The 22,006-nt window shown below is 60.4% G+C and carries 16 protein-coding genes; 6 read left to right on the top strand and 10 right to left on the bottom strand.

Going from position 1 to position 22,006, the window contains the following annotated elements; all coding sequences use genetic code 11:
* Positions 1-102: 102 nt before the first annotated feature.
* Together ptsP and nagE are read left to right on the top strand one after the other, a co-directional pair.
* Complete coding sequence (gene ptsP, locus ACWIKB_RS06990; RefSeq protein ID WP_475265946.1) at positions 103-2,619, top strand: phosphoenolpyruvate--protein phosphotransferase; 2,517 nt, start codon at positions 103-105, stop codon at positions 2,617-2,619.
* Positions 2,620-2,660: 41 nt separating this feature from the next.
* Complete coding sequence (nagE, locus tag ACWIKB_RS06985) at positions 2,661-4,370, top strand: N-acetylglucosamine-specific PTS transporter subunit IIBC (RefSeq protein WP_475265945.1); 1,710 nt, start codon at positions 2,661-2,663, stop codon at positions 4,368-4,370.
* Positions 4,371-4,553: 183 nt separating this feature from the next.
* Here the strand turns inward: nagE and ACWIKB_RS06980 are convergent, their stop codons facing one another.
* Complete coding sequence (locus tag ACWIKB_RS06980; protein WP_133837157.1) at positions 4,554-4,865, bottom strand: YqfO family protein; 312 nt, start codon at positions 4,863-4,865, stop codon at positions 4,554-4,556.
* Between the two features lie 5 nt (positions 4,866-4,870).
* Positions 4,871-8,767: a phosphoribosylformylglycinamidine synthase gene (gene purL, locus ACWIKB_RS06975; RefSeq protein WP_475265944.1), complete on the bottom strand. Its 3,897-nt coding sequence runs from the start codon at positions 8,765-8,767 to the stop codon at positions 4,871-4,873.
* A gap of 274 nt (positions 8,768-9,041) precedes the next feature.
* Between purL and mltF the strand changes: the two genes are divergently transcribed.
* Entirely contained in the window at positions 9,042-10,502 is a 1,461-nt protein-coding gene (mltF, locus tag ACWIKB_RS06970) for a membrane-bound lytic murein transglycosylase MltF (protein ID WP_475265943.1), read from the top strand.
* 128 nt (positions 10,503-10,630) lie between these two features.
* Here the strand turns inward: mltF and pdxJ are convergent, their stop codons facing one another.
* From pdxJ to lptF, 8 genes are all read right to left on the bottom strand, one after another.
* Positions 10,631-11,374, bottom strand: coding sequence for a pyridoxine 5'-phosphate synthase (gene pdxJ, locus ACWIKB_RS06965; RefSeq protein ID WP_475265942.1), 744 nt, complete (start codon positions 11,372-11,374; stop codon positions 10,631-10,633).
* Between the two features lie 177 nt (positions 11,375-11,551).
* A complete protein-coding gene (recO, locus tag ACWIKB_RS06960; protein WP_475265941.1) occupies positions 11,552-12,235 on the bottom strand; it encodes a DNA repair protein RecO in 684 nt (227 codons plus the stop codon).
* A 168-nt stretch (positions 12,236-12,403) separates the two neighbouring features.
* Entirely contained in the window at positions 12,404-13,306 is a 903-nt protein-coding gene (era, locus tag ACWIKB_RS06955; protein WP_054054777.1) for a GTPase Era, read from the bottom strand.
* Complete coding sequence (gene rnc, locus ACWIKB_RS06950) at positions 13,299-13,988, bottom strand: ribonuclease III (protein ID WP_123507875.1); 690 nt, start codon at positions 13,986-13,988, stop codon at positions 13,299-13,301. The genes era and rnc overlap by 8 nt, the downstream gene beginning before the upstream one ends.
* Positions 13,989-14,172: 184 nt before the next feature.
* Entirely contained in the window at positions 14,173-15,027 is an 855-nt protein-coding gene (gene lepB, locus ACWIKB_RS06945; protein WP_475265940.1) for a signal peptidase I, read from the bottom strand.
* A gap of 5 nt (positions 15,028-15,032) precedes the next feature.
* Positions 15,033-16,832 carry a translation elongation factor 4 gene (gene lepA, locus ACWIKB_RS06940; RefSeq protein WP_208669873.1) on the bottom strand — a complete coding sequence of 600 codons (1,800 nt, stop codon included), beginning with the start codon at positions 16,830-16,832 and terminating at the stop codon, positions 15,033-15,035.
* Between the two features lie 171 nt (positions 16,833-17,003).
* A complete protein-coding gene (lptG, locus tag ACWIKB_RS06935) occupies positions 17,004-18,065 on the bottom strand; it encodes an LPS export ABC transporter permease LptG (protein WP_475265939.1) in 1,062 nt (353 codons plus the stop codon).
* Complete coding sequence (gene lptF / locus ACWIKB_RS06930; protein WP_475265938.1) at positions 18,058-19,176, bottom strand: LPS export ABC transporter permease LptF; 1,119 nt, start codon at positions 19,174-19,176, stop codon at positions 18,058-18,060. Before lptF ends, lptG begins: the two co-directional genes overlap by 8 nt.
* Before the next feature lie 308 nt (positions 19,177-19,484).
* On the opposite strand from lptF, the gene ACWIKB_RS06925 reads away from it, so the two are divergent.
* From ACWIKB_RS06925 to ACWIKB_RS06915, 3 genes are read left to right on the top strand one after another with little or no spacing between them, the layout of a single operon-like run.
* On the top strand, positions 19,485-20,975 hold the full coding sequence (locus ACWIKB_RS06925; protein WP_475265937.1) for a leucyl aminopeptidase: 1,491 nt from the start codon (positions 19,485-19,487) through the stop codon (positions 20,973-20,975).
* Positions 20,976-21,035: 60 nt separating this feature from the next.
* Positions 21,036-21,464 carry a DNA polymerase III subunit chi gene (locus ACWIKB_RS06920; RefSeq protein WP_401329889.1) on the top strand — a complete coding sequence of 143 codons (429 nt, stop codon included), beginning with the start codon at positions 21,036-21,038 and terminating at the stop codon, positions 21,462-21,464.
* 8 nt (positions 21,465-21,472) lie between these two features.
* Positions 21,473-21,856 carry a DNA polymerase III subunit chi gene (locus tag ACWIKB_RS06915; RefSeq protein WP_475265936.1) on the top strand — a complete coding sequence of 128 codons (384 nt, stop codon included), beginning with the start codon at positions 21,473-21,475 and terminating at the stop codon, positions 21,854-21,856.
* Positions 21,857-22,006 lie beyond the last annotated feature (150 nt).

Genomic DNA, 22,006 nt, shown 5'->3' with positions numbered 1-22,006 from the left:
ATCTTAAAAAACAAAATCAAAAGATCGCAGCCTTCGGCTGCTCCTACAGGGATCGGGCCACGCGTCGACCGAACCGAATTGTTTACTGATGAGTACCGAGCCATGCATAACAACAATAAAGAGCTGACCCTCAGCGCCCCGCTCAGCGGCCCGGTGCTCACGCTCGCCAAAGTCCCGGACCCGGTGTTCGCCAGCGGCGCCATGGGTGACGGGATTGCAATCGATCCATTGAATGACACCCTTCACGCTCCTTGCGCCGGCGTGGTGGTGCATGTCGCCCGCACCGGCCACGCGGTAACTTTACGCGCCGACAACGGTGCCGAATTGCTGCTGCACCTGGGCCTCGACACCGTCGAGTTGCAGGGCGAAGGCTTCTCGATGCTGGTCAAGGAAGGCGCGCGAGTCAGCAATGGCCAGCCGTTGTTGCGCTACGACCTGGACAAGGTTGCACAACAATGCAAAAGCCTGGTCAGCCTGATGATCCTGACCAACAGCCAGGATTTCCAGGCACGGCCGATCACCCTGAAATCGGTGAAGGTCGGCGATCCATTGCTGCATATCGTGCGGCGGTTGCCCAATGGCGTGCAGGCCGAAGTCGAGACGTCAGGCATCGAAGTTCACGGGCATATCCGCATCGCTCATCGCGGTGGCCTCCACGCTCGGCCAGCGGCGCTGATTCGTCAGACGGCGCAAGGTTTCAAGAGCAAGTCGCAGCTGCATTTCGCTGGCAAGTCGGCGTCGTGCGACAGCTTGATCGGGCTCATGAGCCTGGCCGTTGGCGAGCAGGAAGAAGTGCAGGTCAGCAGCCAGGGCCCGGATGCGGAAGCGGCGTTGCAAGCATTGCTAACGGCGTTATCCACAGCGCTGGCCGAAGACACTCACGTCGCTGCGCCAACGCCGATTGCCCAACGTCATCGCCCTGCCGAAGCGGGTGTGTTGAACGGTGTTTGCGCTGCTCCCGGCCTGGTCGCCGGGCCGTTGTTTCGCTTGAACGCGATCAGTTTGCCGGTGGACGCCGGCAACCATAATCCCGAGCAACAACTGCACGCCCTCGACACGGCGCTGAGCGTGGTGCGCAGCGAGATCGATCACACCCTGACCCAGGCCAGAAAGCACAAGAACATTGATGAAGAAGCGATCTTCGCCGCGCACCTCGCGCTGCTCGAAGACCCGGCGCTACTGGACGCGGCGGCTCACTCCATCGAAAAAGGTATGGCCGCGACTCACGCCTGGAGCCAATCGATCGACGTGCAGTGCGACGTCCTCCAGCAACTCGGCAGTGTATTGCTGGCCGAGCGTGCCAATGATCTGCGCGACCTCAAGCAACGGGTGCTGCGCGCCCTGCTCGGGGAAACCTGGCACTACGACATTCCGGCCGGCGCCATCGTCGCCGCCCATGAGCTGACCCCGTCCGACTTGCTGCAACTGAGCCAGCACGGCGTTGCCGGGTTGTGCATGGCGGCGGGCGGTGCGACGTCCCATGTGGCTATTCTGGCGCGCGGCAAAGGTCTGCCGTGCCTGGTGGCGTTGGGTTCGACGTTGCTGGATCAGGAGCAAGGTCAATCGGTAGTGCTGGATGCCGACGGTGGTCGCCTCGAACTGACGCCGACCAGCGAACGCCTGACCGAAGTGCGTCAGGCACAACTCGATCACCAACAACGACGCGCGCAACAACAGGCGCAGGCGCACACCCCAGCATTGACTCTTGATCGATTGCACATCGAAGTCGCGGCCAATGTCGCCTCTAGCGCTGAAGCGGCAGATGCGCTGGCCAATGGTGCCGATGGTGTCGGCTTGTTGCGTACCGAGTTTCTCTTCGTCGATCGCAACACCGCGCCGGACGAACAGGAACAACGCCTCGCCTACCAATCTGTGCTCGACGCCATGGGCGACAAGTCGGTGATCATCCGCACCATCGACGTCGGCGGCGACAAGCAACTCGACTACTTACCGCTGCCGATTGAGGCCAACCCGGTACTCGGTCTGCGCGGTATTCGCCTGGCCCAGGTGCGGCCGGAATTGCTTGATCAGCAACTGCGCGCACTGCTGCACGTCAGCCCATTGTCGCGTTGCCGAATTCTGTTGCCGATGGTCACCGAAGTCGATGAGCTACTGCACATCCGCCAACGCCTCGATGCCTTGTGCACCGAACTGGAACTGACCCAGCGCCCGGAGCTGGGGGTGATGATCGAGGTCCCGGCCGCCGCGCTGCTGGCCGAGCAACTGGCCGAACACGCGGACTTCCTGTCCATCGGCACCAACGACTTGTCCCAGTACACCCTGGCCATGGACCGCGACCACGCCGGCCTCGCCTCGCGGGTCGATGCGCTGCACCCGGCGCTGCTGCGACTGATCGCCCAGACCTGCGCCGGCGCGGCGGTGCATAACCGTTGGGTCGGAGTGTGCGGCGCGCTCGCTTCCGATCCGTTGGCCACGCCGGTACTGATTGGCCTGGGGGTCAGTGAGTTGTCGGTGAGCCCGGTGCAGATCGGTGAAATCAAGGACCGCGTCCGCCATCTCGACGCGAGCGAATGCCGACGCATCAGCCAGGACCTGCTCAAGTTGAGCAGCGCCGGCGCGGTGCGTCACGCCTGTCACCAACATTGGCCTCTGAGCTGAACAACAAGCTCTAAAACAAAAAGAACACAGGGAGATCCGCCATGTACCAATACTTTATCGAAGGCTTGCAGCGCCTCGGCCGCGCGCTGATGCTGCCGATCGCGATCCTGCCCATCGCCGGCCTGTTGCTGCGCCTGGGCGACACCGATCTGCTGAACATCGCGATCATCCACGACGCCGGCCAGGTGATCTTCGCCAACCTGGCGATGATCTTCGCCATCGGCATCGCGGTCGGGTTCGCCAAGGACAACAACGGCACCGCAGGCCTCGCCGGGGTGATTGGTTACCTGGTGATGATCTCCACGCTCAAGGTGCTGGATGCGAGCATCAACATGGGCATGCTCGCCGGTATCGTCAGTGGCTTGATGGCCGGCGCGTTGTACAACCGCTTCAAGGACATCAAGCTGCCGGAGTACCTCGCCTTTTTCGGTGGCCGACGCTTCGTGCCCATCGTCACCGGTTTCGCCGCCGTGGGCCTGGGGCTGGTGTTCGGGCTGATCTGGCCGCCGATCCAGCAAGGCATCAACAGCTTCGGCGCGCTGATGATGGAAAGCGGCAGCTTCGGTGCGTTCGTCTTCGGCGTGTTCAACCGCCTGCTGATCGTCACCGGTCTGCACCATATCCTCAACAACATGGCGTGGTTTGTGTTCGGCAACTTCACCGATCCAACCACAGGCGCCATCGTTACTGGTGACCTGTCGCGCTACTTTGCTGGCGATCCGAAGGGTGGCCAATTCATGACCGGCATGTTCCCGATGATGATCTTCGGCCTGCCCGCCGCGTGCCTGGCCATGTACCGCAACGCGTTGCCGGAGCGCCGCAAAGTCATGGGCGGGATTTTCCTGTCGATGGCGCTGACGTCGTTTTTGACCGGTGTGACCGAGCCGATTGAATTCGCCTTCATGTTCCTCGCGCCGATGTTGTACCTGGTACATGCGCTGCTGACGGGTCTGTCGATGGCGGTCACCAATATGCTGAACATCCACCTCGGCTTTACCTTCTCCGGCGGTTTCATCGACATGGTGCTGGGCTGGGGTAAATCCACCAATGGCTGGCTGGTGGTGCCGGTGGGGTTGGCGTATGCGGTGATCTACTACGTGGTATTTGATTTCTGTATTCGTCGCTTCAACCTCAAGACGCCGGGGCGTGAAGATGTTGTTTCTGGTGAGAGGGTTGTGGTTGCCGAGAACGAACGCGCCGGGGCCTACATCAAGGCATTAGGCGGCGCTGCCAACTTGATCACCGTGGGTGCATGCACCACCCGCTTGCGGCTGGACATGGTGGATCGCAACAAGGTCAACGATGCCGAGTTGAAAGCGCTGGGCGCGATGGCCGTGGTGCGTCCGGGCAAGGGCGGAAGCTTGCAAGTGGTGGTCGGGCCGATGGCCGACAGCATTGCCGATGAGATTCGACTGGCGATGCCGGCGCTGGGTCGCGCAGTGATTAGCACCCCCGCCGCTGTTGTCGAAGAGGCAAAACCCGTCGCATTGCCGGAAGCGCAGCAGTGGCTGAATGCGTTGGGCGGTGGCGACAATGTGCTGCAAATGGACTGCATCGCCATGACCCGGATTCGCCTGCATTTGGCGGATGGGAAGGCGTTGTCGGAATGTGATCTGAAGGCGCTGGGTTGTCAGGGTGTCAGCCAGTTGGAGGGTGGGGTTTGGCATTTGTTGATTGGCGATAAAGCGCCGAGTTTGAGTGGGGCGTTGGAGGCGTTGGTGAATCGTAGTGAGGTGAGTGCGAAGGTCTAAAATCTCTAGCGCCTGTTGGTCCGTCTTCGCGGGCAAGCCCGCTCCCACATTGGATCTATGCACGCCGATCCAATGTGGGAGCGGGCTTGCTCGCGAAGGCGCCCGCCCAGACACCACAAATCCCGAACAACAAAAAACCCGCTGATCTGCATCAGCGGGTTTCTTGTTTCAGCGGCAAGAGAATCAGAAATCCTCCAACCGCCACACTTCGTAAGCCGGCGTCTCGTAGGGATGGCTTAACTTCAACGCAGCCACCGCAGCCACGATCAACTCATCCGCCACCACCAGCTCAACCTTCCATTCCTCAACCTGCTCGACCTGTCCCGCTTCGCCAATAAACGGCTGACTGCCATCCAGAGGGCGAAACTGACCCAGGCCCAACACCTGCCATGCGCAGTGATCGTAAGCGCCGATCCGCCCGCCACCGGCGGCGAATACGGCGCTTTTGACCTGTTCCACATGACTGGCCGGAACAAAAAAGCAGAGCTTGTACACAGCTATCAGTTAACCCAGACGCGCGCGTTACGGAACATACGCATCCAAGGTGCGTCTTCGTTCCAGTCTTCCGAGCGCCACGAGTTCTGCACGGCGCGGAACACACGTTCCGGGTGCGGCATCATGATGGTTACGCGACCGTCGCGGCTGGTCAAACCGGTGATCCCGCGCGGCGAGCCGTTCGGGTTGGCCGGGTATTTTTCGGTGACCTTGCCGTGGTTGTCGACGAAACGCATGGCCACGCAACCGGACAGATCAGCTTCCAGCAACGCTTCTTCGCTGGCGAACTCGGCATGACCTTCACCGTGAGCGATGGCGATCGGCATGCGCGAACCGGCCATGCCTTGCAGGAAGATCGAGTTCGACTCCTGGACCTGAACCATCGCAACGCGGGCTTCGAACTGCTCGGAACGGTTGCGCACGAAGTGCGGCCAGAACTCGCTGCCCGGGATCAGTTCGTGCAGGTTGGACATCATCTGGCAACCGTTGCACACGCCGAGGGTGAAGCTGTCGTTACGTTCGAAGAAGCCCTGGAACGCATCGCGAGCACGGCTGTTGAACAGCGCGGATTTGGCCCAGCCTTCACCGGCACCCAGTACGTCGCCGTAGGAGAAACCGCCGCAAGCAACCATGCCCTTGAAGTCGTTCAGGTCGACACGGCCGGCCAGAATGTCGCTCATGTGCACGTCAATCGCGTTGAAACCGGCGCGGTCGAACGCTGCTGCCATTTCCACCTGACCGTTGACGCCCTGCTCACGCAGTACGGCAACCTGTGGGCGAATGTTTTTCTTGATGTAAGGCGCGGCGACGTCCTGGTTGACGTCGTAGCTCAGTTTGACGCTCAGGCCCGGGTTGTCTTCTTCCAGCAGCACGTCGAACTCTTGCTCGGCGCAGTCGACGTTGTCACGCAGACGCTGGATCTGGTAGCTGGTTTCAGCCCAGGTACGTTGCAGCAGACGACGCTGGCCTTCGAAAACGGTTTCGCCGTTGAAGGTGATGTTGATCTGGCCGTTGTTCATCGGCTGACCGATCACCGACACGCAGTCGCCCAGACCGGCCGCGCTGAATTGCGCGAGGATGTCCGGGGTAGCGTCCTGGCGAACCTGGATCACAGCGCCGAGTTCTTCGTTGAACAGGATCGCGGCGATGTCGGCAGAGGTTTCCGCCAGACCGTCGAGGTTCAGGCTCAGACCGCAGTGACCGGCGAAGGCCATTTCCACGGTGCTGGTCAGCAAACCACCGTCGGAACGGTCGTGGTAAGCCAGCAGGTGACCATCGGCGTTGAGGCCCTGGATCACTGCGAAGAAGGCTTTCAGGTCTTCGGCATCATCGACGTCCGGCGCTTGCGAACCGAGCTTGCCGTGAACCTGGGCCAGGATCGAGGCACCCATGCGGTTCTGGCCACGGCCCAGGTCGATCAGGATCAGGTCGGTGGTGCCTTTGTCCATGCGCAGTTCCGGCGTCAGGGTCTGACGGATGTCAGCCACAGGCGCGAAACCGGTCACGATCAGCGACATTGGCGAAGTAACAGTCTTGTCGACACCTTCGTCGTTCCAGCGCGTGGCCATGGACATGGAGTCCTTGCCCACTGGAATGGTGATACCCAGGTCCGGGCACAGTTCCATGCCGACCGCTTTCACGGTGTCGTACAGACGCGCGTCTTCGCCCGGGTGACCGGCGGCGGACATCCAGTTCGCCGACAACTTGATGTCGGAGATCTTGTTGATGCGCGACGCGGCAATGTTGGTCAGGGTTTCGCCGATGGCCATGCGACCCGACGCCGGAGCGTCCAGCAGTGCCAGCGGAGTACGCTCGCCCATGGCCATGGCTTCACCGGTGTAGACGTCGAAGCTGGTGGCGGTGACCGCAACGTCGGCCACCGGAACTTGCCACGGGCCGACCATTTGGTCACGGGCCACGAGGCCGGTGATGGTGCGGTCGCCAATGGTGATCAGGAAGCTTTTGCTCGCCACGGCCGGGTGATGCAGGACGCGTTCAACGCAGTCTGCGATCTCCAGCGTCGACGGATCAAAGTCGTCGCCCAGCTCGCTTTCACGAACGGCCGAACGGTGCATACGCGGGGCTTTGCCCAGCAGCACTTCGAGTGGCATGTCTACCGGGCTGTTGCCGAAGTGACTGTCGGTGACCGTCAGTTGCGGCTCGGCAGTGGCTTCGCCGACCACGGCAAACGGGCAGCGCTCACGTTCGCAGATCGCCTGGAAGCGTTCGAAGTCCGCCGGGCCAACGGCCAGAACGTAGCGTTCCTGGGATTCGTTACTCCAGATTTCGTGCGGGGCCATGCCCGGCTCGTCGTTAGGAATGTTGCGCAGTTCGAAGCGGCCACCACGGTTGCCGTCGTTGACCAGTTCCGGGAAGGCGTTGGACAGACCGCCCGCACCCACGTCGTGGATGAAGCTGATCGGGTTGTTTTCACCCAACTGCCAGCAACGGTCGATGACTTCCTGGCAGCGGCGCTCCATCTCAGGGTTTTCGCGCTGTACCGAAGCGAAGTCCAGATCTGCCGAGCTGGTGCCGGTGGCCATGGAGGAAGCAGCGCCGCCGCCCAGGCCGATCAGCATCGCCGGGCCGCCGAGGACGATCAGCTTGGAGCCGACAGTGATCTCGCCTTTCTGTACGTGTTCGGCACGGATGTTACCCATGCCGCCGGCCAGCATGATCGGCTTGTGGTAACCGCGAACTTCGTCGCCACGCGGGGTGGTGATCGACTGTTCGAAGGTACGGAAGTAACCGGTCAGGGCTGGACGGCCGAATTCGTTGTTGAACGCGGCGCCACCCAGTGGGCCTTCGATCATGATGTCCAGCGCGGTGACGATGCGCTCAGGCTTGCCGTACGGCACTTCCCACGGCTGTTCGAAGCCCGGGATTTGCAGGTTGGATACGGTGAAACCGGTCAGGCCAGCCTTTGGCTTGGCGCCACGACCGGTAGCGCCTTCGTCGCGAATCTCGCCGCCGGAACCAGTGGATGCGCCCGGGAACGGGGCAATCGCGGTCGGGTGGTTGTGAGTCTCGACTTTCATCAGGATGTGCACCGGTTCCTGCACCGCGCCGTACTGGCGGGTTTCAGGGTCCGGGAAGAAACGGCCGGCGACGTTGCCGACGATGACCGAGGCGTTGTCCTTATAAGCCGACAGAACGCCTTCGCTGTGCATCACGTAGGTGTTCTTGATCATGCCGAACAGGCTTTTTTCCTGGCTCTGACCGTCGATGTCCCAACTGGCGTTGAAGATCTTGTGACGGCAGTGCTCGGAGTTCGCCTGGGCAAACATCATCAGTTCGATGTCGTGCGGGTTGCGCTTCAAGCCGACGAAGGCGTTGACCAGGTAGTCAATCTCGTCTTCGGCCAGGGCCAGGCCCAGCTCGGTGTTGGCTTTTTCCAGCGCGGCGCGGCCGCCACCCAACACGTCGATCGCGGTCAGGGGCTTGGGCTCGGCATGGCTGAACAGGCCGGCGGCCTGTTCGAGGTTGCCCAATACGATCTGGGTCATGCGGTCGTGCAGCACATCGGCAATCAGCTGCGCGTCGGCGTCGCTGAACTGGCCGGCCACGTAGAACGCGATGCCGCGTTCCAGACGCTGGATTTTGCTCAGGCCGCAGTTGCGAGCGATGTCGCTGGCTTTACTGGACCATGGCGAAATGGTGCCGAAACGCGGCAACACCAGGAACAGACGACCGGTCGGTTCTTGCACCGGGACACTTGGGCCGTACTTCAGAAGGCGCGCAAGCACCTGCTGTTCGTCGCCGGTCAGGACGCCGGTGACTTCGGCGAAGTGAGCGAATTCAGCATACAAGCCGCTGACAGCCGAAACTTTCTGGCTCAGTTGCTCAAGGAGTTTGCTGTGGCGAAAGGCAGAAAGGGCAGGAGCGCCGCGCAGGATCAACATCTTCGGGACAGCCTCGGGAAGGGGTGTGCTTTGAGGCCGTGCATTCTAGCCTAAACCGCCCGCGACATCACCCGAAACGGTACGGGCGGCGTCACCCGGACGTCGGGCCGGGTATCGGGGCCTGAAACCGGCGCTTATCAGGGGTTATTTTTTCTGTCACAAAATGCTGTTCGGGCCCATTCCTGCGGGCTCCGGGTGGGTTTTCGTTTCTCTAGCAGACTAGCCCTTCGCTGTCGAGATATGGCGCTCGCAGTCCTTTGCGTATACTGCGCAGATGTTTTCCCCAACGGCTTTGCGTCCGCGGTACGCCAAATGGCTGATCGCAACCGGACTCTTCCTGATGCTCAGTGGCTGTGTTGATAAACCCAACACGCTGGAGCGCGTAAAGGAGGATGGCGTGCTGCGGGTGATCACCCGGAACAGCCCCGCCACCTACTTTCAGGATCGTAACGGTGAAACCGGCTTCGAATACGAGCTGGTGAAGCGCTTTGCCGAAGATCTGGGGGTCGAACTCAAAATCGAAACCGCTGACAACCTGGACGACCTGTTCAATCAGGTGGGCAAGCCCAACGGCCCGGTGTTGGCGGCTGCCGGTCTGGTCAGCAGCGAGCAACGTAAAAAGCAGGTGCGGTTTTCCCACTCCTACCTGGAAGTCACCCCACAGATCATCTACCGCAACGGCCAGTCACGGCCCACCGATGCCAGTGATCTGGTCGGCAAGAAGATCATGGTGCTCAAGGGCAGTACCCACGCCGAGCAACTGGCAGAACTGAAAAAGAAATATCCCGGCATTGAATACGAAGAGTCTGACGCGGTTGAAGTCGTCGACCTGCTGCGGATGGTGGATGAAGGTCAGATCGACCTGACCCTGGTCGATTCCAATGAAGTAGCGATGAACCAGGTCTACTTCCCCAACATCCAGGTCGCCTTCGACCTCGGCGACGCCAGCAACCAGAGCTGGGCCGTGGCCGCCGGGGAAGACAACAGCCTGCTCAACGAGATCAACGCCTACCTCGACAAGGTGCAGAAGAACGGCACCCTGCAACGTTTGAAAGACCGCTATTACGGGCACGTCGACGTTCTTGGCTACATGGGCGCCACCACGTTTGCCCAGCACTTGCAGCAACGGCTGCCCAAATACGAACAGCATTTCAAGAACTACGCCAAGAAAGAGAAAGTCGACTGGCGCCTGTTGGCGGCGATCGGTTATCAGGAATCGCTGTGGCAACCGGCGGTCACGTCCAAGACCGGCGTGCGCGGCCTGATGATGCTGACCCAGAACACGGCGCAGGCCATGGGCGTGTCCAATCGTCTCGATCCCAAACAGAGCATCATGGGCGGCGCAAAATACCTGGCCTACATGAAAGATCAGCTGGATGAGTCGATCCAGGAACCGGATCGCACCTGGTTTGCACTGGCGGCTTACAACGTTGGCAGCGGTCACCTGGATGACGCGCGCAAACTGGCGGCCAAGGAAGGGCTGAACCCGGACAAATGGCTGGATGTGAAGAAGATCCTGCCACGGCTTTCAGAGAAGAAGTGGTTCAGCAAAACCCGCTATGGCTACGCCAGGGGCGGCGAACCGGTGCACTTCGTGGCGAACATCCGTCGCTACTACGACATCCTGACCTGGGTGACGCAGCCGCAGCTTGAAGGCGATCAAGTGGCCGAAGGCAACCTGCACGTGCCGGGGATCGACAAGACCAAGCCGAGCCAGGAAACGCCGCCGCTCTAACAGTCACCACAAACAAATGTGGGAGCGAGCTTGCTCGCGAAAGCAGTTTGACAGTCAACGACCATGTTGAATGTTCAACCGCTTTCGCGAGCAAGCCCGCTCCCACATTTTGGTTTTGTGTTTGGCTTTTAGGCTTTTGCTGCAGCCAGAATCAATGCCTTCATTTCCGAAACAGCCGACTTGAACCCGACAAACAACGCATGCGCCACCAGTGCGTGGCCGATGTTCAGTTCGTTGATGCCCTTGATCGCCGCCACGGCTTCGACGTTGTGATAATGCAGGCCATGGCCGGCATTGACGATCAAGCCCTGGGTCAGGCCAAACGCCACGCCATCCGCCACACGCTTCAGCTCTTCAGCCACGTCGGTCGGTGTCTCGGCATCGGCGTAACGGCCGGTGTGCAGTTCGATGGCCGGGGCGCCCACACGCTTGGACGCCGCGATCTGCCGCTCGTCGGCATCAATAAACAACGACACTTCGCAACCGATCTTCGACAGGCGATCCACCGCAGCCTTGATCCGCGCTTCCTGCCCGGCAACGTCCAGCCCACCTTCTGTAGTCAATTCCTGGCGGGTTTCCGGCACCAGGCAAATGTGCGCCGGGCGGATGCGCTCGGCGAACGCCATCATTTCTTCGGTGACGCCCATTTCGAAGTTCATGCGGGTTTGCAGCACATCCTTGAGCAGCAGCACGTCGCGCTCCTGGATGTGCCGGCGGTCTTCGCGAAGGTGCACGGTGATGCCATCAGCGCCCGCCTCTTCCGCGTCCAGTGCTGCCTTGACCGGGTCCGGATAGCGAGTGCCCCGGGCCTGGCGCAGGGTGGCAACGTGGTCGATGTTCACGCCAAGAAGAATGCGATTGCTGGTGGTCACGGAAGCGCTCCTGAATAGGGGGGAAGTTCGGTGCACAGCATACACGGGGAGATAGGGTCTGTTGATGCTTGGTGGTGATCGTGACGGGATGACCACTTGGTACGGGGCAAAGCGCTAGGAACGCAGCCCTGGGCCAAGTGAGTGCCCGTTGCGACCACCGCCAAGCGTCAACAGACCCTAGGGCTTGCGAAACAGTTCGCGACTGACGAGAGGACGACCACCCAGATGCACGGCCAGTGCCTGGCGCATTAGACGCTTGGCGGCCGATAGCGCGCCGGGGGCTGACCAATCGGCTTCGGCCATGGCCAGCAACTCGATGCCGTTGAACAGACCGGGTTGCAGCAGATAGACACGTTCCAGCCCGGCGTCCACTTGCAAACGATAGAGCCCGTCCGGTGCGATGGGTTCGCCGTGGACATCGGTGTTCAGCGCGAAGCCGTAACCGAGATCATCCAGCAGTCGCCATTCGAACGAACGCAGCAAGGGTTCCAGCGGACGACCTTCAGCCAGCGCGAGCAGGGTCGCAGCGTAGTGATCGAAAACACCAGGGTGCGGGTCTTCAGCCGGCAGCAGGCGAATCAGCAGTTCATTGAGGTAGAGGCCGCTGAACAGCGCCTCACCGACGAGCCACGTAGAAGTACCCGAGCTTTCCATGCGCCCGACATTCTTCAGCTCACCACGCCCACGAAACTCGACTTCCAGCGGTACGAACGGCCGCGCCAATGTCCCGGCCTTGCCCCGCGCACTGCGCAACACCGCCCGCAGCCGGCCTTGCGGCGTGAGGAAATCCACGAGCGCACTGGTTTCGCGATAGGCGCGGCTGTGGAGCACGTAGGCGAGCTGGCCGATTGGCTGGGACATGGAGCTCTCAATGGCGGAACGCAGTTTTACAAACAACCCAAAACCAAATGTGGGAGCGGGCTTGCTCGCGAAAGTGGTGTAACAGTCAACATCAAGGCTGAATGTTACATCCTATTCGCGAGCAAGCCCGCTCCCACAGGGGTTCACTGGTGTATCTGGAACCGGGTGTTACAGGTCGCCATAACCCAGCGAACGCAAGGCACGCTCGTCGTCGGACCAGCCGCCTTTCACTTTCACCCAGAGGTTGAGCATGATCTTGGAGTCGAACAGCAGCTCCATGTCCTTGCGCGCCTCGGTGCCGATACGCTTGATGCGCTCGCCCTTGTCGCCAATGATGATCTTCTTCTGGCCGTCACGCTCAACGAGGATCAAGGCATGGATGTGCAGGGTTTTGCCCTGCTGCTTGAACTCTTCGATTTCGACGGTGATCTGGTACGGCAGCTCGGCGCCCATCTGGCGCATGATTTTCTCGCGCACCAGTTCAGCAGCAAGGAAGCGGCTGCTGCGGTCGGTAATCTGGTCTTCCGGGAAGAAGTGCTCGTTTTCCGGCAGGTAACCGGCGATCACGCGTTCCAGTGCTTCGAGGTTGTGCCCGTGCTGGGCCGAGATCGGCATGATCTGCGCGTTCGGCAGCTGTTCCTGCAACCAGCTCAGGTGCGGCATCAGCTCGGCTTTGTCTTCGATGCGGTCGGTCTTGTTCAGCGCCACGATCAAAGGACCGGTCACGTACTGGACACGCTCGAGAACCATCTGGTCTTCGTCGGTCCACTTGGTACGGTCAACCACGAAGATCACCACGTCGACGTCTTTCAACGCCGCCGAAGCGGTCTTGTTCATGTAGCGGTTCAGGGCTTTCTCGCCACCTTTGTGCATGCCCGGGGTATCGACGTAAACGGCCTGGATGGCGCCTTCGGTCTTGATGCCCAGCATGTTGTGACGGGTGGTTTGCGGCTTGCGCGAGGTGATCGCCAGCTTCTGACCCAGGATGTGGTTCAGCAGCGTGGACTTGCCCACGTTGGGACGGCCGACGATGGCAACATAGCCACAGCGTGTTGCGGTTGTATCAGTCATTGCCATTCTCCACACCCAGGGCAATCAGTGCTGCGGCGGCCGCTACCTGTTCGGCAATACGACGACTCACACCCTGACCTCGGCTTTTTTCATTCAGTAAGGTGATTTCGCATTCGACGAAGAATACTCGGCAATGCGGCTCACCCTGGATATCCACCACTTCGTAACGTGGCAGCTCACAGCCCCGCGATTGCAGGAACTCCTGCAGGCGGGTTTTCGGATCTTTATTGGTGTCGACCAGGGTCAGGCCCTCGAACTCCCCGGCCAGCCAGGCCAGCACGCGCTCGCGCGCCATGTCCATGCCGGCGTCCAGGTAGATCGCACCAATCAGCGCTTCCAGGGCATCGGCCAGAATCGACTCGCGACGAAAACCGCCGCTCTTCAACTCACCGGAACCCAGACGCAGGTAGTCGCCCAGATCAAAACCACGGGCCAGTACGGCCAGCGTCTCACCTTTCACCAGACGTGCGCGCAAACGCGACAACTGGCCTTCGCGGGCCAACGGGAAGCGATCGAACAGCGCCTCGCCAGCGACGAAGTTGAGGATGGCATCACCGAGGAATTCCAGGCGTTCGTTGTTACGCCCGGCAAAGCTGCGGTGAGTCAGGGCCAGGACCATCAGTTCCTGATCCTTGAAGGTGTAGCCGAGCTGACGCTCTAGACGACTTAAGGAGACGCTCACGGTTTACCCACGCTGAGTTCGTGGTTGGATTCCACCGCCATCGCCTTGATGCGGCGCAGGCTTGGGACAATTAACGCTGTGTTCAAAAATAACGTCCTGAATATCATTGGCTTCATGCCTTCGGGGTCGATTGTGGCGACTCCAGAAATGCATTCGGCGCTGTGTTCAACAGCGCCGTGTGTGATTACTTGATCAGGCCAACCCGCGAGAAATTCGGCAGGTGACTGAGTTTAGGTTCCGGCCAGCTCATCCAGACAGCGAAGGCCTTGCCGACGATATTCTTGTCGGGAACCATGCCCAGCAGATCCTTGGGAATAGTTGGATCATCCCAGTAGCGACTGTCGTTGGAGTTGTCGCGGTTGTCGCCCATCATGAAGTAGTGCCCGGCAGGCACGGTCCAGGTATGGTCCGGCGTTGCACGGTAGCGGCTCATTTCCTTGCGGATCAGGTGCTCGGCCTCGCCGAGTTTTTCTTTGTAGAGCTCGGCACTGCCCAACGTGCCCGGCTCGGAGCCGACCAGTTGCTCGGCGATCGACTCACCGTTGACGAACAGACGCTTGTCGGCGGTGTAACGAATCTGGTCACCCGGCAGGCCCACTACACGCTTGATGTAGTTGACGTTCGGATCACTCGGATAGCGGAACACCATCACATCGCCACGCTGCGGATCACCGACTTCGATGACTTTCTTGTCCATCACCGGCAAGCGGATCCCGTAGGAAAACTTGTTCACCAGGATGAAATCGCCAACGTCCAGGGTCGGTTTCATCGAGCCGGATGGAATCTGGAACGGCTCCACCAGGAACGAACGCAGCACCAGCACGATGAACAACACCGGGAAGAACGACTTGCCGTATTCGACCAGCAGCGGCTCTTTGTTCAGTTTCTCGACCACCACCCCATCTGGCTGGCTGACGCTGCCCTGATAGGAGGCAATGGCGGCTCGCCGACGCGGCGCCAGGAAAACCAGATCGAGCAACGCCAACAGGCCGCAGACGAACACGGCGATGACCAGCAACAGCGGGAAATTTAGTGACATAGGACCTAACTATCCAACCTGAGCACTGCAAGGAAGGCTTCTTGTGGAATCTCCACGTTACCGACTTGCTTCATGCGTTTTTTACCGGCCTTCTGCTTTTCCAACAGCTTGCGCTTACGGCTAACGTCACCACCGTAGCATTTGGCCAATACGTTCTTTCTGAGTGCCTTGACGGAGGTTCGCGCAATGATCTGCCCGCCAATGGCGGCCTGGATCGCGACGTCGAACATCTGGCGCGGAATCAGTTCTTTCATCTTCTCGGTCAACTGGCGACCTTTGTAGTGCGCATTGTCCCGGTGCACGATCAGCGCCAGGGCGTCGACCTTGTCACCGTTGATCAGCACATCCAGCTTCACCAGACTAGCCGATTGGTAACGATCGAAATGGTAGTCCAGCGAAGCATAGCCGCGACTGGTGGATTTCAGACGGTCAAAGAAGTCCAGGACCACTTCGTTCATCGGAATATCGTAGGTCACCTGGACCTGGGTCCCGAGGAACAGCATGTCGTGCTGCACGCCACGCTTCTCGATGCACAGGGTAATGACGTTGCCCAGGTGCTCTTGCGGCACAAGAATATTGGCCCGCACAATCGGCTCACGCATGTCTTCGATCGAAGACACGTCTGGCAGCTTGGACGGGTTATCGACGTAAATCGTTTCACCGGTTTTCAGCAACAGCTCGAAAATAACCGTCGGCGCCGTGGTGATCAGGTCCAGGTCGTACTCGCGCTCCAGGCGCTCCTGGATGATTTCCATGTGCAGCATGCCGAGGAACCCGCAACGGAAGCCGAAGCCCAGGGCGTCGGAGCTTTCCGGTGTGTACTGCAGCGACGAATCGTTGAGGGTGAGCTTTTGCAGGGCTTCACGGAAATCTTCGAAGTCGTCGGAGCTGACCGGGAACAGACCGGCGTAAACCTGCGGCTGAATGCGTTTGAAGCCGGGCAGCACGTCAACGTCGGGGGTGGAGCTCAAGGTCAGGGTGTCACCAACCGGTGCACCGTGAATGTCCTTGATACCGGCGATGATGAAGCCCACTTCGCCGGCCTTCAGGTCAACGGTGGCGGTGTGTTTCGGGTTGAAGACACCGACGCTGTCCACCAGGTGGATCTTGCCGGTGGACTTGACCAGGATCTTGTCGCCCTTCTTCACACGACCGTGGCGCACACGCACCAAGGAAACAACGCCCAGGTAGTTGTCGAACCAGGAGTCGATGATCAACGCTTGCAGCGGATCTTCGTAGTTACCGGTTGGCGCAGGAATGGTGTGAACCAGGCGTTCGAGTACTTCGTCGACGCCCAGGCCAGTCTTGGCGCTGCACTCGACCGCATCGGTGGCATCGATACCGATGATTTTTTCGATTTCTTCTTTGACGCGGTCCGGATCGGCCTGTGGCAGGTCGATCTTGTTCAGGACCGGCATGACTTCCAGGCCCTGCTCGATCGCCGTGTAGCAGTTGGCAACCGACTGCGCTTCAACGCCCTGACCGGCATCGACCACCAGCAACGCACCTTCACAGGCCGCCAGCGACCGGCTGACTTCATAGGTGAAGTCAACGTGGCCCGGGGTGTCAATGAAGTTCAGCTGGTACTTGATGCCATCGCGAGCAGTGTAATAAAGGGTAACGCTGTGGGCCTTAATGGTGATCCCGCGTTCACGTTCCAGGTCCATGGAGTCCAGCACCTGGGCCTCCATTTCGCGCTCGGCAAGGCCGCCGCACATCTGGATGAAGCGATCGGCCAGCGTCGACTTGCCATGGTCAATGTGGGCGATGATGGAGAAATTGCGGATATGACTCAAATCACTCACGGATCAACACTCAAAAAGGCTGCAGGCATAGCCCGCCGAAAAATAGCCGGGAATTGTACCTGATCCACGGCGCAAGCGTCACGTTCGCAGGTCAGACGGCGAATACAAAAACGCCCCGGTCTTGCGACAAGGGCGTTTTTTACGAGCGGCAAGGTCAGGAAAGCCCCGGATTCAACCGGCCCGACGCAACAGCCAGACCCCGGCCAAGGCACAGACACTGGCCGGCACCAGCACCGCAAACAGCGGCGAGAAACCGAATACCAGGCTCGAAGGCCCGAGCAAATCCTGGACGATACGGAAGGTGAAGCCTACCAGCACGCCGGTAAACACCCGCTGACCAAGGGTCACCGAACGCAACGGGCCGAAGATGAAGGAAATCGCCATCAGCACCAACGCGGCGGTCACCAGCGGCTGCAACACCTTGACCCAAAATGCCAGCCAGTAGCGACCGTTGGCCAGACCCTGGTCAGCCAGGTAATGGATGTAGCCCCACAAGCCGCTGATCGACAGCGACTCGGGCGCCATCACCACGGTGCTCAGCAACTGGGGACTCAAGGCCACTTCCCAACGCTCGACCGGCGTGTTGACCACTTCGGTATTTTTTTCATGGAACAGCGTGGTCGTCACGTCGCTCAGCTGCCAGTGATCCTTGTCGAACTCTGCGCGTTTGGCGAAGCTCGCCGACAACATGTGCCGCTCTTTGTCGAAGTGGTAACGGGTCACGCCATACAGCAGGCCGTTGGGCTGCACGGAGTTGACGTGAATGAACTCGTCACCCTGGCGATGCCACAGGCCGTGCTTGGCGCTTTGCGCATCACCGCTGCCTTGAGCCAGCGAGCGATTGGCCTGTGCCGTGACTTCGGTGGCTGGCGCCACATACTCGCCAATCACCACACCCACCACCATCAGGATCAGCATCGGCTTCATGACCGCCCAGACGATCCGCCCGATCGACACGCCAGCGGCGCGCATGATCGTCAGCTCGCTGTTACTGGCCAGGCTGCCGAGGCCGATCAGGCACCCGATCAACGCCGCCATCGGCAACATGTCGTAAAGACGCCGCGGTGCGGTGAGCAGCACGTAGCTCAGGACATCCATCAAGGTGTAGGTGTCGCTGGCGTCGCTCATTTCATCAATGAAGGCGAACAGCGTCGCCAGACCGAGAATGATCCCCAACACTGCCAGGATCGCGACAAATACGCTGCTACCAATGTAGCGATCGAGCTTAACCACGAGCCACCTCCAGCGCATCGCGGCGACTCGCCAGTTTCAAGCGCATCGGTTCCCAGTAGAGCAAGCCCAGGCCAATGGCCAGGAAGATCCCGTGCACCCACCACAAGCCCAGCGCAGCCGGGATCTTGCCCTTTTCAAGGGCGCCGCGAGCGGCAATCAGGATGGTCAGGTAAGCCATATAAAGAAGAATCGCCGGCAACAGCTTGAGGAAACGGCCCTGGCGCGGGTTGACGCGCGACAGCGGCACCGCCATCAGGGTCACGATGAAGACCAGTAACGGCAAGGACAGGCGCCATTGAAGCTCGGTGCGCGAGCGGATGTCATCGCTGCCCACCAGAGAGCTGGTGGTCATGGCATCACGGTCGGTCACCTCGTCACTGACGTCGGGTTTTGGCAGCAAAACGCCGTACTCGTCGTATTTGATCTTCCGGTAGTCGGCCTGCCCCGGATTACCGTCGTAGCGGTAGCCATTGTCGAGAATCAGGTAGCGGTTGCCGTCAGGGCGGATTTCCTGACGGCCCTTTTCGGCCACCAACACGGAAATCCCGCGGTCCTTCTGGTCGGACGAAATATTCTTTTGCGAAATGAACACGCCACCCAGGTTGACGCGGTCATCTGTCAGGGTTTCGGTGTAGGTCACCCGCGTACCGTCGCGCAATGCCTGGAAGCGACCGGGTTCCAGGGTATCGAATTCGGTCAGTGCATCCTGCTTGTTCAGCAGCAACTGGAACTGATTGGCCCCCTGTGGCGCCAGGCTCAGGCTCAGCCACGCGACCACCAGTGCCACCAGCGTGGCCGGAAACAAGGTGATGCGAAACAGGCGCTGCTGGCTCATGCCGGTGGCCGACAGCACGGTCATTTCGCTTTCCAGGTACAACCGGCCATACGACAACAGGATCCCGAGGAACAGGCCCAATGGCAGGATCAGCTGCAGGAAGCCCGGCAGGCGGAAGCCCATGATCAGGAACAATGAACCCGGGTCCAGTTGGCCCGAAGCCGCCTGTGCGAGGTATTTGATGAAGCGACCGCTCATGATGATGACCAGCAGCACGGCGCTGACGGCGCTCAAGGTCAACAGGACTTCGCGGGATAGATAACGGAAGACGATCAAACCAGACACTCCAGGGTTGTCAGGCTAAGGCGGCCAAACAAACAAACGTATCGGCCAGCCCGCAAGGCAGGGCCGCCGAAAAAAGATGGCGCATTATCCTGTGATTGGGTGCGCCTGTCACTGCGCATGCTCAAGCACGTGCCCAAAGCACCGAAGATCGTACAACCGAGGGTTGTCAGGCGCCGGTAGCGAGGTTCAAACTGCGGCCTTTGTCGCGGGCCGTGACCTGCGTCTTTCTATTTATATAAGCAGGCGCTTGCAGACACTGTCGAACGCCGCGTGTTGACCATTAATTCAGGGACCCGGACATGGAACTGGTTGTAAAAAGCGTTAGCCCAGAAACGTTGAAAACCGCCACTCTGGTGGTCGCCGTCGGCGAAGGCCGCAAACTCGGCGCCGTCGCCAAACAGCTCGACGAACTGAGCGGTGGCGCCATCAGCGCCGTATTGAAGCGCGGCGACCTGGCCGGCAAAGTCGGCCAGAGCCTGCTGTTGCACAGCCTGCCGAACCTCAAGGCCGACCGCGTGTTGCTGGTGGGCGTGGGCAAGGATGAAGAGCTGGGCGACCGCCCGTTCCGTAAAATTATCGCCGGCATCCTCAACACGCTTAAAGGCCTGGGCGGCGCTGATGCCGTACTGGCGCTGGACGAAGTCGTGGTCAAAGGTCGCGACAGCTACGGCAAGACCCGCCTGCTGGCCGAAACCCTGGTAGACGGCGAATACACCTTCGACCAGTTCAAGAGCCAGAAAGCAGAACCTCGCGCCCTGAAAAAAGTCACCCTGGTGACCATCAAGGCTGCACAAGCAGAAGTTGAGCGCGCCGTGGCCCACGCCACCGCAATCGCCAACGGCATGGCGTTTACCCGTGACCTGGGCAACCTGCCGCCGAACATCTGCCACCCGACGTTCCTCGGCGAACAAGCCAAGAACCTGGGCAAGGAATTCAAGAGCCTGAAAGTCGAAGTCCTCGACGAGAAGAAGATCAAGGACCTGGGCATGGGCTCGTTCTACGCCGTCGGCCAGGGCAGCGCCCAGCCACCGCGCCTGATCGTCATGCAATACAACGGCGGCAAAAAATCCGAGAAGCCGTACGCACTGGTCGGCAAAGGCATCACGTTCGACACCGGCGGCATCAGCCTGAAACCGGGCGCCGGCATGGACGAGATGAAGTACGACATGGGCGGCGCCGCCAGCGTGTTCGGTACATTGCGTGCCGTGCTCGAACTGAAACTGCCGATCAACCTGGTGTGCATCCTGGCTTGCGCCGAGAACATGCCGAGCGGCAACGCTTCGCGCCCTGGCGACATCGTCACCACCATGAGCGGCCAGACCGTGGAAATCCTCAACACCGACGCCGAAGGCCGTCTGGTGCTGTGCGATGCCCTGACCTACTCCGAGCGCTTCAAGCCGCAGGCCGTGATCGACATCGCGACCCTGACCGGCGCTTGCGTGGTTGCGCTGGGCGCTCACACGTCCGGCCTGCTGGGCAACAACGACGAGTTGATCGGCCAACTGCTGAGCGCCGGTCAATCGGCTGACGATCGCGCCTGGCAACTGCCGCTGTTCGATGAGTATCAAGAACAGCTGGACAGCCCGTTCGCCGACATCGCCAACATCGGTGGCCCGAAAGCCGGCACCATCACCGCAGCCTGCTTCCTGTCGCGCTTCACCAAGAACCTGAACTGGGCGCACCTGGACATCGCCGGCACCGCATGGACCAGCGGCGGCAAGGACAAGGGCGCCACTGGCCGTCCGGTTCCACTGCTGACCCAATACCTGCTGGACCGCGCCAAAGCCTGAAACCGATGACCCTGGGCGGCGTTGCTTTCGGGCAACGCCGCTCATGGCTCAGGAACCGCAATGACCAAAGTCGACTTCTATATCCTGCCCAGCGCCGATCCGTCAGCGCGGCTGGACTTTGCCTGCAAGCTCACCGAAAAAGCCTGGCGCATGGGGCACCGCATCTACCTGCATTGCAGCGATGCCGCCCAGCGCGAGGACCTCGATGCGCGGCTGTGGGCGTTCAAGGGTGAAAGCTTCGTACCCCACGGTCCCGCCGAAAGCGAACCGGATAGCCTGATTGTTCTGGGTTTGGGTGATGACTGTGGCCCGCATCAGGACCTGCTGGTCAATCTGGACCTGAAAGTCCCGGCCTTCGCCAACAAATTCGCCCGAGTGGCGGAAGTAGTGGTCGAAGACCCGACGATTCGTGCGGCGGCGCGGGAGAGTTTCCGTTTCTACCGCGAACAGGGCTATCCTCTGCAAGATCACCGTTTACAGCGACTCTGAGCATTCCGATGGACACTCCAAAACCGCAGCAAAAGTCCGCGCACCTGCTGGATGACCTTGAGTCGATCCGCCAACTGCTCGGTGATGACAACCTGCAACCGCCCCTGTTGACCGACACGGTTAATGAAGACGAACAGGAACAGATTCCGATGCTGTTCGAGCCGGCCGGCGCCACGCCTGACGCCGTCGAACCGCCTCCCGTCCCTGCCACCCAACCGGCAGCGGCCACCAGCAAAGGCCCCGACGCCTTGCTGCACCTGGACAGCGAACTGCGCGCCGCCGCGCAATTGATCATGCAAGACGTGATCGACGACTTCGCCCCGCACATTGAAACCGAGATCAAGCGTCGCCTTGATGCGCGGATGGAGCGGTTGCTCAGTCAGTACGAATAAACCCATGTGGGAGCGGGCTTGCTCGCGAAAGCGGTATATCAGTCGACTTAAATGGTGACTGACACGCCCTCTTCGCGAGCAAGCCCGCTCCCACATTTGATGTGTGCCCGGTCCGCCCCTGCTCGCCCTCGGCCCCATGCCCCGCTATAC

The organism is Pseudomonas sp. 5Vm1k (assembly GCF_056161485.1).
This window is presented reverse-complemented; position numbering and strand designations above follow the sequence as displayed.